Source organism: Pseudenhygromyxa sp. WMMC2535, from assembly GCF_011083025.2.
This window is the reverse complement of the sequence record NZ_JABJWV010000001.1, coordinates 7,812,080-7,826,267: the sequence shown is the minus strand read 5'-3', so window position 1 is coordinate 7,826,267 and position 14,188 is coordinate 7,812,080. Positions and strand designations below refer to the sequence as shown.

Annotated in this window: 10 protein-coding genes; 8 read left to right on the top strand and 2 right to left on the bottom strand. The window is 72.6% G+C overall.

Features of this window, described 5'->3' with window-relative positions:
* The first annotated feature begins 6 nt into the window (after nt 1-6).
* From G6O69_RS30285 to G6O69_RS30260, 6 genes are all read left to right on the top strand, one after another.
* Complete coding sequence (locus tag G6O69_RS30285) at nt 7-1,632, top strand: anthranilate synthase component I family protein (RefSeq protein ID WP_172308365.1); 1,626 nt, start codon at nt 7-9, stop codon at nt 1,630-1,632.
* Nucleotides 1,629-2,318: an aminodeoxychorismate/anthranilate synthase component II gene (locus G6O69_RS30280; RefSeq protein ID WP_346017103.1), complete on the top strand. Its 690-nt coding sequence runs from the start codon at nt 1,629-1,631 to the stop codon at nt 2,316-2,318. Before G6O69_RS30285 ends, G6O69_RS30280 begins: the two co-directional genes overlap by 4 nt.
* On the top strand, nt 2,315-2,851 hold the full coding sequence (locus G6O69_RS30275; RefSeq protein WP_172306950.1) for a hypothetical protein: 537 nt from the start codon (nt 2,315-2,317) through the stop codon (nt 2,849-2,851). The genes G6O69_RS30280 and G6O69_RS30275 overlap by 4 nt, the downstream gene beginning before the upstream one ends.
* Before the next feature lie 10 nt (nt 2,852-2,861).
* The gene (trpD, locus tag G6O69_RS30270; RefSeq protein WP_217909943.1) at nt 2,862-3,962 is read left to right on the top strand and encodes an anthranilate phosphoribosyltransferase; all 1,101 of its coding nucleotides are present in this window, start codon (nt 2,862-2,864) and stop codon (nt 3,960-3,962) included.
* Nucleotides 3,963-3,999: 37 nt separating this feature from the next.
* The gene (gene trpC / locus G6O69_RS30265; protein ID WP_172306949.1) at nt 4,000-4,797 is read left to right on the top strand and encodes an indole-3-glycerol phosphate synthase TrpC; all 798 of its coding nucleotides are present in this window, start codon (nt 4,000-4,002) and stop codon (nt 4,795-4,797) included.
* A gap of 210 nt (nt 4,798-5,007) precedes the next feature.
* The gene (locus G6O69_RS30260) at nt 5,008-5,706 is read left to right on the top strand and encodes a phosphoribosylanthranilate isomerase (protein ID WP_172306948.1); all 699 of its coding nucleotides are present in this window, start codon (nt 5,008-5,010) and stop codon (nt 5,704-5,706) included.
* Between the two features lie 6 nt (nt 5,707-5,712).
* On the opposite strand, the gene G6O69_RS30255 is transcribed toward G6O69_RS30260, so the two are convergent.
* Together G6O69_RS30255 and G6O69_RS30250 are read right to left on the bottom strand one after the other, a co-directional pair.
* On the bottom strand, nt 5,713-11,346 hold the full coding sequence (locus G6O69_RS30255) for an AAA family ATPase (RefSeq protein ID WP_176397173.1): 5,634 nt from the start codon (nt 11,344-11,346) through the stop codon (nt 5,713-5,715).
* 58 nt (nt 11,347-11,404) lie between these two features.
* The gene (locus tag G6O69_RS30250) at nt 11,405-11,869 is read right to left on the bottom strand and encodes a nuclear transport factor 2 family protein (protein WP_172306946.1); all 465 of its coding nucleotides are present in this window, start codon (nt 11,867-11,869) and stop codon (nt 11,405-11,407) included.
* Nucleotides 11,870-12,027: 158 nt separating this feature from the next.
* Between G6O69_RS30250 and trpB the strand changes: the two genes are divergently transcribed.
* Together trpB and trpA are read left to right on the top strand one after the other, a co-directional pair.
* A complete protein-coding gene (trpB, locus tag G6O69_RS30245) occupies nt 12,028-13,314 on the top strand; it encodes a tryptophan synthase subunit beta (protein ID WP_172306945.1) in 1,287 nt (428 codons plus the stop codon).
* Nucleotides 13,311-14,120, top strand: coding sequence for a tryptophan synthase subunit alpha (gene trpA, locus G6O69_RS30240; RefSeq protein ID WP_172306944.1), 810 nt, complete (start codon nt 13,311-13,313; stop codon nt 14,118-14,120). The genes trpB and trpA overlap by 4 nt, the downstream gene beginning before the upstream one ends.
* The last annotated feature ends 68 nt before the right edge of the window (nt 14,121-14,188 follow it).

The following is a 14,188-nucleotide window of genomic DNA, read 5'->3' as shown; positions in this document are numbered from 1 at the left end:
GAGCGCATGCCCGAGGGGGGAGGCGGCTGCTTCCCCGTGTGGCGCGAGCTGCTGTGCGACGGCGAGACCCCGGTCGGCGTGTTCGCCCGGTTGCGGGCCCGCGAGGGCTGCCCCTTCTTGCTCGAGTCGGTGATCGGCGGCGAGCGCTGGGCGCGGTGGAGCGTGATCGGCGTGGACCACCGGGCGGTGATCCGCGGGCGCTGGATCGACGGCCAGCTGCGCGTCGAGGCCGAGCCGGGGCCGGGCTTCGAGGCCGCGCTGGCCCCACTTTGCGCCGCGCTCAGCCGGGACTGGGGCGGCTATGGCGAGGGCGGGGGCGCGGCGCTGCTCGAGGCCCTGCTCGCCCGCTACGCCGCCGACGAGACCAGCTTGGCCGCCGACGAGGACGCGCTGCCCCGGGTCTGGGGCGGGCTCGTCGGCGTCTGGGGCCACGACATGGTCCGCGACCTCGAGCGCGTGCCGGCGCCGGACTGGGCCGACGCGCCGGACCTGCCTTGCTTCGAGCTGCTGGTCACCGACACCTTGGTGATCTTCGACAATCTCTCGCAAAAGGTCCGCGTGGTCGCCAGCGCCTGTCCGCTCGAGGACGGGGGCGCCGACGCCTGCGTCGACACGGCGCGGGTGGCCGCCGCGGCCCGGGTCGACGCGGTCGTCGCAGCCCTGGCCGAGGGCGAGGCCCTGCGCCCGCTGATCCTCGACGAGGACATCGAGGCGCCCGCGGCCCGGCCGATGCAGGCCGCGGCCTGGCGAGACCTCGACTTCCCCGGGCGCGTCCGCCAGGCCAAGACCTCGATCGTCGAGGGCGAGATCTTCCAGGTCGTGCTCAGCCAGCGCTTCGACCAGCCCCGCGACGGCCTCGATCCTCTCGACGTCTACCGCATGCTGCGGGTGACCAACCCCGCGCCCTACATGTATCTGCTCGAGCTGCCCTCGGCGACGCTGGCCGGGGCCTCGCCGGAGGTGTTGGTCCGGGTCGATCGCCCGGGGGTCGACGGTGAGGGCCGGCGGGTCACGGTGCGCCCGATCGCCGGGACGCGTCGCCGCGGCCACAACCACGCCGAAGATCTGGCCCTCGAGCGCGAGCTGCTCGCGGATCCCAAGGAGCGGGCGGAGCACCTGATGCTCATCGACCTCGGCCGCAACGACGTCGGTCGCGTCGCCGCGCCGGGCTCGGTGCGGGTCGACGAGTCGTTCGTGATCGAGCGCTACAGCAAGGTCATGCACATCGTCTCCGAGGTCTCCGGGGAGCTCGCGGCCGAGCGCTCGGTGGTCGACGCGCTGCGCTCGACCTTCCCCGCGGGCACGCTCTCGGGCGCCCCCAAGGTCCGCGCGCTCGAGATCATCGACGCGCTCGAGCCGGCGCCGCGCGGCTGGTACGGCGGGGCCGTGGGCTACCTGGGCTTCGACGGCGCCGCCGACTTTGCGATCTGCATCCGCTCGGTGGTGTTCACCGGCGAGGACGTCCGCGTCCAGGCCGGGGCGGGGCTGGTCTACGACTCGGATCCCGACGCCGAGGACGACGAGTGCGCGCGCAAGGCCAGCGCGGTGCTCCGGGCCATCGACATGGCGCGCGCCGGTCGAGCGGGTCCAGCAGGTCCAGGTGGCTCAGCCGGGGAAGGGGGCCGCTCGTGAGCGCCGCGGCCCAGCGTTTTCGTCCGCCGGCCGTGCTCGCGCGGCCCAAGCTGCGCGTCGTGGTGATCGACAACTACGACTCCTTCACCTTCAACTTGGTCCAGTACCTGCTCGAGCTCGGCGCGGCCGTCGACGTCTACCGCAACGACGCCATCGAGGTCGACGCGGTGCTCGGCGATCGCCCCAGCCACCTGCTGCTCTCGCCGGGCCCCGGCCGCCCGCGGGACAGCGGCGTGTGCCAGGGTCTGTGCGCCGCCGTCGTCGACCCTGCCCGCTGCCCCGAGGCGCTGCCGACCCTGGGGGTCTGCCTGGGCCACCAGACCCTGTGCGAGGTGCTCGGGGCCACCGTCGAGCGGGCCGGGCGGATCATGCACGGCAAGCGCTCGGCCATCGTCCACGACGGGGGCGGGCTCTACCGCGACCTGCCCAGCCCCTTCTCGGCCACGCGCTATCACAGCCTGATCGTCGACGAGGCCAGCTTGCCCGCGCAGCTGCTCGCCGACGCGCGCACCCCAGAGGGCGAGCTGATGGGCGTGCGCCACCGCGAGCGCCCGGTGTTCGGCGTGCAGTATCACCCCGAGTCCCTGCTCACCGAGCACGGCCGCAAGCTGCTCGAGAACTTCCTGTTCCTGCCTGCCAGGGCGGGGGCGGGGGCAGGGGCAGGCGCGAGGGGAGGGCGATCGTGATCCGTCCAGACTCGGGGCGAGAGTCGGCGCGCGAGGCCTGGCGCGCCCGCAAGGTCCACGTGATGGTCAGCCAGGAGCTCCCGCGCCTGGCTCCGCGCCTGCACGAGGACCACCCCTTTTATCTGTCTTCGGTCGCCGGGGTCAGCTGGGGCCCGCGCTTTTGCGCCGACTACAACGCCGAGATCGAGCGCCTGCTCGAGCGCCACGGGACGCCGGACTGGGCCCCGGGGCAGCGGCGGATCGCCGCGGGGGAGTGCCTGGGCCTGCTCGCCAACCTCCAGATCCACGACTTCTCGGGCTTCGAGCCCGAGGCCGCGGCGCTGTGCCAGCGGGTGCTCGACGAGTGGTCCTGGGCGGCGCGCGAGGACGCGGTCTTGGCCTACGAGCCCAGGCGGGAGATCGTACTCATCGCCCGGGAGGTCACGAGCATCGCGCAAGTGTGGTTCGACCTCGTCGACCTTCGCGAGCTCGAGTACATGCAGCACTACGAGCTCCCTGGCAGCTTGGCTGGGATCCGCGGCGCCAGCGGGTAGCATGGCGGCCATGGCCTCCCCGAGCTCTCCGACCTCCGATGCGGCCCCCTCGGCGATGCGCGCCGGCCTGCGGACCCTGGCCAGGGGCCAGCACCTGAGCACGGGCGCGGCCGCCAACATCTTCCGCGAGATCATGGCCGGGGCCTGCGAGCCGGCGCAGATCGGCGGGCTGCTCATGGGCCTGGCGATCAAGGGCGAGACCATGGGCGAGATCAGCGGGGCCGCGGCGGCCATGCGCGAGGCCTCGACCCCGGTGCCGATCACCCGCGCGCCGGTCATCGACACCTGCGGGACCGGGGGCAGCGGCGTGCCCCGGCGCAACGTATCGACCGCCGCCGCCCTGGCCGTGGCCGCCTGCGGGGTGGCCGTGGCCAAGCACGGCAACCGGGCGGCGTCGAGCCGCAGCGGCAGCGCCGACGTGCTCGAGGCCCTCGGGGTCGACGTCGAGGCCCCGCCGGCGGTGGTGGGCCGCTGCATCGACGAGGTCGGCGTGGGCTTCTTGTTCGCCCGAACCCTGCACCCGGCCATGAAGCACGCCGCGCCCGCACGCCGGGCCCTCGGCGTGCCGACGATCTTCAACTTCCTCGGCCCGTTGACCAACCCCGCGCGGGTCAGCCGACAGGTGCTCGGGGTGTTCGACCCCGGGCGCTGCCACGACCTCGCCCGGGCCTTGGGGACCTTGGGCAGCGAGCGAGTGTTCGTGGTCCACGGCTTTCGTGAGGGGATCTCGGCGGATCCCGGCGCGCCCGCGGGGATCGACGACCTCAGCCCCGAGGGCGAGTCCCTGGTCGTCGAGTGGCACGCGGGAGAGCTGCGCGAGCACGTGCTGCGGCCGGCGGACTTCGGCCTGCGCCCCGGCTCGCTGCGCGATCTCGCCGGGGGAGACCCCGCGAGCAACGCCGCGGCCCTGCGCCGGCTGCTGGCGGGGGAGCGGGGGGTCTACCGCGACGCCGTCATCCAGGCCGGCGCCCTGGCCCTGGTCGTCGCCGAAGACGAGCCGATCTCGGCGCTGCCGGCTCAGGCGGAGCGCGTCGCCGCGGCCCTCGACGAGGGGGGCGCGGCACAGATCCTCGCGCGCCTCGTCGAGGCTTCGACGCGGCGCACTAGTTGACAGCGCCCTTCATGGGCTACGCTCTCCCGAAGCGGCGATGAGCAGCGACTCCACCTACCTCGACGAGATCCTCGCGGCCAAGCGCGCCGAACTCGAGACCGCGCGTCCGGGGAACCTCAGCAACGCCAAGCTCGAGGAAGAGCTGGCTGCCCTGCCGCCTTGCCGCGACCTATGGGCGGCGCTGGCCGAGGGCCCCAAGCCGCGGATCATCGCGGAATTCAAGCGCCAGTCCCCCAGCGAGGGCGTCCTGCGCGAGGGCGCCGATCCCCGCCACATCGCGGCCCTCTATGTCGACGCGGGCGCGGCGGCGATCAGCGTGCTCACGGATCGGCACTTTGGCGGCAGCTTCGAAGACCTGCGCGCCGTCCGTTCGGCGGTCTCGGTGCCGATCCTCTGCAAGGACTTCATCCTCAGCAAAGGCCAGATCCTGCGGGCTCGGCGCGAGGGCGCCGACGCGATCTTGCTGATCGTCGCGGCCCTCCAGCCGCCGCAGCTGCGAGATCTCCTACAGTTCGCGCTCAGCCTGGGCCTCGAGGTCCTGGCCGAGGCCCACGACGACCGGGAGGTCGATCGGGCCATGGCCGCCGGCGCGCGGATCGTCGGCCTCAACGCCCGGGACCTGCACACCTTCGAGGTCGATCTCGACCGCGTGATCCGCCACCGCCCCGACGTCCCGCGCGACAGCGGCTTTCTCTACGTCGGCGAGAGCGGGATCAAGGACCGCAAGGACGTCCAGCGCATGCGCGCGGCGGGGGTCGACGGCCTGCTGATCGGCTCGACGCTGATGCGCGCCGAGGATCCCGGGGTCGAGCTCGCCAAGCTGATCGTGCCCTAGGAGCCCGTGGTGAAACCCAACACGACACCTCGCTTGGTCTTTTCGCCGAGGGCTTTGTCGCCAAAACTGGCAGTACGCCCGGTACAGCGGCGTTTTGGCTTCGCGCCCTCGGCGAAAATCCCGGCGCGAGGAGCCGCGCTGGGTTCCACCACGGGCTCCTAGGAGCCCGTGGTGAAGCCCAACACGACACCTCGCTTGGGTTCCTAGAGCGTGGTCAGCCTGAAGATCTGCGGGCTCACCCGTCGCGAGGACCTCGAGGCCTGCGCCGCGCTCGGCGTCGACGCGCTCGGCATCAATTTGTGGCCGCGCTCGCGCCGGGGCCTGAGCCTGGCGCAGGCCAGGGCGCTGCTCGAGTCGGCGCCGCAGGCGGCCGGCGGTGCCGGTGGTCCTGGCGATGACGGGGGTGCCGGCGAAGTGGGCATCCTCCTCCCCCTGCGCGTGGGCGTGTTCGTGGATCAGCCCCTGGCCTTCGTCGAGGAGGCCGTCGCAACCCTCGGGCTCGGGGCGATTCAGCCCCACGGGGACGCGCCACCGCGGGGCTACGCCGAGCTCGCCGCGCGTCTGGGGATCCCCTGGATCTGGGTGGTCCGCGGGACGCCGGCCCTGACCGAGCTCGAGCTGCCCACGCCGGCGCCCGCGTGGATCCTGCTCGACGCGGCCGTGCCCGGCTACGGCGGCGAGGGCCGACGGACCGACTGGGCGTGGGCGGCGAGGGCCGTCGAGGCGCTCGCGCCGATCCCCGTGTGGCTCGCCGGAGGTATCGCGCCGGACAACGTCGACGAGGCCCTCGCGCAGGTGCGGCCGGCGGGGATCGACGTGGCCAGCGGCGCGGAGCTGCCCGGAGCTCGGCGCGGCGAGAAGGATCGGGCCGCGATCGCGGCGCTGGTCGAGGCCTGTCGGCGCAGCTGAGCCTGCTCAGGCCCAGGGATCCAGCGCGTCGCCCGAGCGCGGCAGGGGCAGATCGAGGATGAAGCGGGTGCCCTCGCCGGGGGCGCTGTCGACCTCGAGCACGCCGCCGTGCTCCTGGGCGATGCCGTGGGAGACCGAGAGACCCAGGCCCGTGCCCTGATCGCGGCCCTTGGTGGTGAAGAAGGGATCGAAGATGTTGGGCAGCACGTCGGGCGGGATGCCCGGGCCCCAGTCCTCGACGATCATGCGCAGCCAGGCCTGGCCGTCGCTAGTGATCTGCTCGGCGCGGATCTCCACGACGCGGCGGGGGCGGGGCAGTTCGGCGGCCTTGATCGCGTCGCGGGCGTTGGTCACCAGGTTCATGATGATCTGCTGGATCTGCTGGACCCGGCAGCGCACGGGCGGGAGCGCGTCGGGGACCTGCACGCGCAGCTCGATCTGATCGCGGCGCATGACGGCGCGCAGCAGCGACAAGGTGGCTTCGACGAGGGCGTGGGGCCGGACCTCTTCGATCGGCTGCTGTCGCTCCTGGCGTGAGAAGGCCAGCAGGTTGCGGACGATGGTCGCGACGCGCTCGCACTCGAGGCCGATCTCGGCGGCGAAGTCGACGACCAGCGGGCGGTCCTCCGGGTTGCCGCCGATCAGCTCGGCGTAGTTCATGATCCCCTGGATCGGGTTGTTGATCTCGTGGGCGACGCCGCTGGCGAGGGTGCCGATCGACTCGAGGCGCTGCTGCTGGCGGAGCTGGGCCTCGAGCCGCTTGGTGTCGGCCTCGGCGAGCTTGCGCGCGCTGATGTCCGTGGCGATCACGATCGCCTTGCGAGCGCTGCGCGGGGCCTCGGCGTGCTCGCCCTCGTCCGAGAGCTCGATCGGCGCGAAGCGGGCGACATACCAGCGCGTGGGATCGGGGCCGTCCGCGGGCAGCTCGATCTCGATCTCGCGCAGAGCCCCGGTGCGCAGGACGGCGTCGAGGGCCTCGCGCCAGCCGGTCTTGGCCGCGGGGGCGGCGAAGCGCTCGAGCAAGGCGGCGTGGTTGGGGCCGTCGGCGCGGGAGTTGCGGTTGACGAACTCGGCCTCGCCGCGGCTGTCGATCAGCGCGATGAGATCGGGGGCGCCGTCGACCAGGGTGCGCCAGCGGGCCTCGCTCTCGCGCAGGGCCCCGTGGATCCGCGCGCGATCGAGGGCGCGCGCGGCCTGGCCGGCGATCAGCTGGAGCGACTCGAAGCGCTCGCTGGTGAACACCCCGCGGCTTTGTCGGTTCTCGAGCACGAGCACGCCGAGGGTCTGCTTGCCCAGGGCGATCGGCATGCCGAGCAGCGAGAGCAGGCCCTCGTCGATGATGTAGGGATCGTCGGCGAAGCGCGCGTCCTTGCCGGCGTCGTCGACCACCAGGGGCTGCTCGGTGCGCAGCACGAAGTGGATCAGCGAGGTCGGGGCGCGGTCCTCGGCCTCGTGCAGGGGCAGGGGATCGCTGAGCACCCGCGGGGGCTGGTCGAGCTCGGCCTCGGCGACGATCCCGAACGCCTCGTCGCGCTGGAGCACGAGCACGCCATGGTCCGCGCCGGCGTTGGTCAAGGTCGCCTCGAGCATGTTGGCGATGACCTCGTCGAGGCGCAGGTCCGAGGCGATCGAGGCCACGCTGCGCAGCACGCTGTCGAAGTCGAGGGGGTTGCTCGAGCTGTCCGCGGCGCCGCCCTGGGGGCGGATCAGGTGGGCGTAGCTGGTCGCGGAGCTGCCGGTGAGCGACCAGCTGCCCGAGAGCGAGGTGGTGGTGGGGACCCGGCGCGGGCGATCGTCGGGCCCCTCCTCGACCACGCGCAGGCGCTCGAGCTTGGCGCGGGCGCCCCAGGCCTCGTAGGCGTCCCAGGCCTGGATCCGCGCGCCCTCGGCGAAGCCGGGCAGGCCCTGGCGCTCGGCGATGTAGATCAGCAGCTCGGAGGCGAGGCCCTGGACCCACCGGCAGCCGCGCTTGGCCGCGCGCGCGCGGGCCTCCTCGGCGAGCGCGCTGGCTTGGGCCTCGCCCGCCGTGTACGCGCGCAGGGCCTCGGCGAGGGCCTGATAGTGGCCGTAGTTGTCGCTCGAGCCGCGGGCCCAGTGCGCGACGACCCGCCGGGCGTCGCGCTCGAGCGCGGCCGGGATCGAGGGCCCACCACAGCGCGCCGAGAAGCTCGAGGCGAGCAGCAAGGTCAAGGCCAGGCGGGGCAGGTGCCAGGACGCGAAGAGCACCGACTCCATGTCGGAGGCGACGCTCAGTGCGAGCTCGAGGGCGTCCTCGTAGTCGCCGAGCACGAGCCGGGTGAGCGCCAAGTTGGCGGCCGAGACCGTCCGCGTATAGCGGCTCGCCCCGCGCTCTGCGGCGAGCACCGGATCGAGGGCGGCCCAGGCCCCGGAGGTCTCCGAGCCGTGCTGGTCGCGGGTCGAGCTGAGCACCGTGGCCATGCCGTCGATGGAGCCGGCGATGATCAGCGCGTCGCTGGCTCCGCGGCCGCTGAGATCGCGCTCGAAGGCGGTGTAGAGCTTGCGCAGGCTAGCGAGGTGGGTCCCGATCTCGAGCTGCATCGAGAGGTTGAGCGGCCCGGCGTAGCCGGCCCACAGCAGGTCGCCGCGCTCGAGGTTGCGCGGGTAGAGCGTGGACAGGCGCTCGGAGAGCGCGGCGAAGGGCTGGCCGAGGGGGGCGATGAACGAGGTCACGGCGCTGGCCGTGCGCGCCGGGGCGGAGGTGTTGGGGAAGCGCTCGGAGAGCGCGATCGCCAGCTCCGCGAGGCGGTTGGCCTCGTCGACCAGGCCCATGCCGCCGCCGAGGCTGATCCCGAACTGGGCGATGACCAGGGGCGCGGCGTGGTGGACCCCGTCGCGGAGAAATCGACAGATGTGCGTGCTGATCAGCAGCAAGAAGAGCCGGTGATCGAGGACGTAGGCCGCGGCCCTGGTCGCGTCGAAGATGTCCATGAGCGCGTTGCTGCGCTCATTGGTGCACTCGGGCAGGGCGAGCAGGCTGTCGCGGTCGAGCTCGCGCATGCGCACGCGGGCGCGGCGGACGGCCAGCTTCACGCGCAGGCCGTTGGGCGAGCGGCCGAGCTTGCAGCCCCAGCGAGACAGCTGCGCGAGGCCGAAGTCGAGGGCCTGCTCGGCGCGCCCGGTGAGCTGCAGCTGGGTCACCCAGGTGGCGGTGATGCGTCCGCGGTCGAGGTCGCGCAGGGACCAGGCGAGCAGATCCTGGAAGACCTCGTCGGATCGATCCTGGCGCTTGCTCAAGGTCAGCACCGCGCACAGGGTCTCGTGGAGATCGACGACCAGGGCATAGTGTGGGGCGCTCTGCCCGTCCGCGACCACGCGCTGACGCCAGCGGGCGGTGAGCTCGAGGCCACGCTCGAGGTAGCGCAGCGCGATGTCATGGGCGCCGCTGGCGAGGGCGAGGGCGCCGGCGCGGGCGTAGAGCTGGGCGAGCTCGACGCGCTGGTCGTCGTCGAGGGTGAGGGCGCGGGCGTGGTCGAGGCCCGCGTCCAGGTGATCGGCGAGCTCGAAGAGCGCGGTCGAGGCCGCGGGGGCGCCCCCTTCGAGCATCCGCTGGCCGATCTGCCAGCGCAGCTCGCCGGCCAGGCTCGCGCCGGCCTTGGCCCGCGCCGCCTCGCGCACGCCCTGGTGGGCGAAGCGGTGCTCGTCGCCCACGCGATCGAGCAGGCCGAGATCGACGAGCTCATAGAGCGCGGCGACCAAGCTGGCGCGCGGCTGCTCGCAGATCTGCTCGAGGGTTGCGAGGTCGAAGCGCTCGCCGATACAGGCCGCGCGCTCGAAGATCTCGGCGAGCGGGGGGGACAGGCGCGCGAGCTCGAGCTCGAGGACCTCGAGGATGTCGTCGGGCAGGGGCGTGCGCGAGAGCGCGTCCTCGTCCCAGGTCCACCCGCGGCGATCGGGGACCAGCAGCCCGCAGGTAGCGAGGTGCTCGAGCAGCTGGCGGACGAAGCGGGGGTTGTTGTCGGTCTTGCGGGTGACGAGGTGAAGGAGGGGGGCGAGCTCGGACGCGGGCCGGCCGAGGGCGTCGACGAGCAGGGCTTCGAGGGCGCTCGGCGAGAGCGGCTCGAGCTCGACGCGGGTGGGCGCCCCGGCGGACAGGCCGCCGAGCTTCGCGGGCAGGTCCGCGTCCTCGCTGACCCGCGCGCTGGCGACGACCATGAGCGGCTCCTGGGCGTTGCCGATCAGCACGGAGTCGAGCAGCTCGACGCTGCTCTCGTCGGCGAGGTGGAGGTCATCGAGGGCGATGACCAGCGGACGCTCGCGCTCACAGAACACCGAGAGGAAGCGGCTGACCGCCAGGTGTACGCGGTTGCGGGCGGCCCTGGGCTCGAGGTGCGGGAGCGGGGGCGGTTCGCCGATCACGGCCTCGAGGGCGGGGACGAATTCGACGAGCACGCCGGCGACGCCGCCGAGGGCCGCGCGCAAGCGCGTGCGCCAGTTGGTCAGCCGCGCCTCGCTCTCGGTCAGCAGTTGGTCGACGAGGCTGGCGAAGGCGTCGACGAGGCCCGCGTAGGGGCGCGCGTGCGCGTCCTCGAAGCGCCCGGTGGCGACGTAGCAGCCGAGCTCCGCGCTCTCGAGGCGAAACTCGTCGAGCAGCGCCGACTTGCCGATCCCCGCGGGGCCAGTGATCAGGACCGTGCTCGGCGCCTGCTGCTCGACGACCGCGGCGAAGACCTCGCGCAGGCGCTCGCGCTCAGGCTCGCGCTCGTAGAGCCGATGGGGGAGCGTGAGCGTGTGGGAGAAGTCGTCGAGGCCGAGCACCATGCTCGCGCCGTCGTCTCCACGTGCGAGGCGCTCGCCGAGCTCGCGGAGGTCGGCGGCCAGGCCCTCGGCGCTCTGGTAGCGGTGCTCGGGGGCCTTGGCGAGCAGCTTGGCGATCACGCGGGCGTAGCCGTCGGGGAGCTCGGGGCACCGGCGAGAGATCGGGACGGGGGGGCGCGCGAGGTGGGCGTGGATCAGCTCCAGGGGTTCGCGCTGACCAAAGGGCGGGCGGCCCGAGAGCAGCTCGTAGAAGGTCACGCCCAGCGAGTAGAGGTCGCTGCGGAAGTCGACGGGGTGAGTGGTCCGCCCGGTCTGCTCGGGCGAGATATAGGGCAGGGTGCCGGCGATGATCTCGGGGTCGTGGACGTAGCGACGCTCGCGCTCGAGCAGCACCGAGATCCCAAAGTCGGCCAGGTGGACCGCGCCGGTCTGGGGATCGATCAGGATGTTGGTCGGCTTGATGTCGCGGTGGATGACCCGCCGGGCGTGCACGCGCACGAGGATCTCGGTGATCTTCGTGGCGATGTCGGCGAAGCGCTCGAGCTCGAGCGGGCGGCCCTGGGTGAAGTGGGCGAGGTTGATGCCCGGGGCGCGCTCGAGCACCAGGGCCAGCTGATCCCCGACCCGGCGCAGCTCGAGCGCGCGGACGACCCCCTCGACGTCGAGGCTCTCGAGCACGGAGAGCTCGTGCTCGACGCGAGCCTCGACGTCCTCGTCCTCGAGTTCGAATAGCTTGACGACGACGGCGCGCTTGTCTTCCTCGCGCACACCCTCGTAGACGCGGGCGTGGCTGGTCGCACGCAGCAGCCGAAAGTCGCCGTGGCCGGTGAGGGGCAGAGCCATCGCGGGGGGTCGGGCGTCCATCACCTGCGAGGTCGTCCGTGCGCCACAGGCGGGGACGACCTCGCGGTGTACTCGGTGATCAGGCGGGCGGCGTGAAGAAGCTGGTGATGGTCTCTTTGATCTTCCAGCCCTCGTTGGTCTTGACGTACTTGTCCTGGTAGCCGCCAAAGAGCTGGAGCAGCGTGGCGCCCTCACCCGCGGGCAGCGACTGGATCAGGTAGTACCAGCTGCCCTCGGCCTCGTCGCCGTTGACGCAGATGACCGGGTTGACGATGTAGTGGGTGGTCCACGCCGTGCCCTGGGGGAGCAGGTTCTCGAAGGCGTCGAGCAGCTCGGTGCGCCCCGAGAAGCTGCCGTAGGGGCCGAGGTCGAGCACGCCGTCGTCGGTGAAGATGTCGGCGAGGGCGACAGCGCTGGCGTTACCTGGATCGTTGAACACGGCGTCGGAGCGCCGGGCGTACTGGGTCTTGAGCTCTTTGATGGCCTCGCGAGCCTCGAGGGTCGCAACGCGGTGGGCGAGGGAGTTCGACTCCGATTCAGACATGGTGGTCTCCGTGGGGGTGCGGCTAACTTGGGAACAGGCGGGGATCCGCGCGGGATCCAGCCCAGGTGCCGATGGTAGCACCGCAGGCTCCAGCGCAGCCTCGCGCGTCGACCGGATCAGACTTGCCGGATCGCCCCGGGGCGGGGAAGCTTCGGTCCATGACGACAGGCGCTCACGAGTCCCACGCCTCTCCGCCGCAGGTCGATTTCGGCCGCTTTGGCGGACGCTTCGTCGCAGAGACCTTGATGCCAGCCGTCGAGGAGCTCGCGCGCGAATGGCCACGAGCCTGGGCCGATCCCGAATTTCGCGGTGAATACACACGTATCCTCAGCGAGTACGTGGGGCGGCCCTCGGCGCTGACCCCAGCCCCTCGCCTCGCGCAGGCGCTCGGCCTGGACTGGGGAGCGGGCGGTGGGATCTGGCTCAAGCGTGAAGACCTGAACCATACCGGCGCGCACAAGATCAACAATTGCGTCGGCCAGGTGCTGCTCGCGCGGCGTCTGGGCAAGACTCGGATCATCGCCGAAACCGGAGCTGGGCAGCACGGTGTAGCGATCGCGACGGTGTGCGCCTACTTTGGCATGCCGTGCGTCGTCTACATGGGCGCCGAAGACGTGGCTCGCCAGGCGCTCAACGTGTTTCGCATGCGCCTGCTGGGCGCCGAGGTTCACCCGGTGAGCGCGGGCGCGGCGACGCTCAAGGACGCGATCAACCAGGCCCTGCGTGATTGGGTCGCCAACGTCTCCGACACGCACTACGTGATCGGCTCGGTGATGGGGCCCGATCCCTATCCGGTGATGGTCCGTGAGCTTCAGCGGGTGATCGGCGAGGAGGCGCGCGAGCAGATGCTCACCCAGGCGGAGGGGCTGCCCGATGCGGTGGTCGCGTGCGTGGGCGGGGGCAGCAACGCCATGGGCATCTTCGCTGCGTTTGTGGGTGATCCCACGGTCGAGCTGATCGGCGTCGAGGCGGCAGGGGAGGGCCTCGATGGCCGGCACGCAGCGACCATGAGCAAGGGAGAGGTCGGCGTCTATCATGGAATGCGCAGTCTCGTGCTTCAGGACGAGGACGGGCAGCTGCAGGAGGCCCACTCGATCTCGGCGGGCCTCGACTACCCCGGCATCGGCCCGGAGCACGCCCACCTGCGCGAGACGGGGCGCGCGCGCTATCTCGCCGTCGACGACACGCAGGCGCTGACGGCCCTCGAGCTGCTCTCGCGGCGCGAGGGCATCATCCCGGCGCTCGAGAGCGCCCACGCCATCGCCGCGCTCGCGCCGATCATCGCGTCCTTGCGAGCCAAGCTCGGTCGCGAGCCGCGGATCCTCGTCAACCTCTCGGGCCGCGGGGACAAGGACATGCACACGGTGATGGGTCGCCTCGACGCCGAGTCCCTCGGCGTGGTCGAACGCGCACGCGCCGCGAGCCGTGAAGGGAGGCGCTCGTGAGCCGCATCGCCGCGCGCTTTCGTGCCTGCGCCGACGAGGGCCGAGCCGCCCTGGTCGGCTACCTCACTGGCTACGATCCCGATCGTGCAGGCAGCTTGGCGAACCTGATCGCCGCCTGCGAGGCCGGCCTCGACGTGCTCGAGCTCGGGGTGCCCTTCTCGGATCCCACGGCCGACGGCCCGACGATCCAAGAGGCGATGGTCCGGGCCCTGGGCGCGGGCGCGAGCCTGGCGGGGGTGCTGGAGCTGGCCGCGGAGGTCCGCGGGCGCTTCCCCGAGCTGCCGATCGTGCTCTTCAGCTACGCCAATCCGCTACTGCGCGCCGGGGATCGCCACGCCGAGGGGCTCGCGGGGCTGTGCCGCGAGCTGGCCGAGCTCGGGATCGACGGCCTGCTGGTCGTCGACCTCCCGCCGGAGGAGGCGGCGATCCTGCGCGCGCCCGCGCGGGACGCCGGCCTCGACTGGATCGCCCTGAGCGCGCCCACGAGCCCGCCCGCGCGCCGCGATCGTCTGGTCGCGGTGGCCAGCGGCTTCGTCTACGCCGTCAGCCTCACGGGGGTGACGGGGGCGGCCCTCGACGCGGGCAGCGAGGCCCTGCGCGAGCAGCTGGCGGATCTGCGTCAGCGCAGCGAGCTGCCCATCGCCGTCGGCTTTGGCGTGCGCGAGCCGGCCCAGGTCGCCGCGCTCGCGGGCCAGGTCGATGGCGTCGTCGTCGGCAGCGCGCTGGTTCGCGCTGGCCAAGCCGGGCCCGAAGCCCTGGCCGAGGCGGTCGCGGCCCTGCGAGCGGCGACGACGCGAGACCGGTAGGCCGCGAGGCCGGTAGGCCGCGAGACCGCCGCCCTGGTGCGGCCTGGTGCGGCTGATGGCAGACCTCG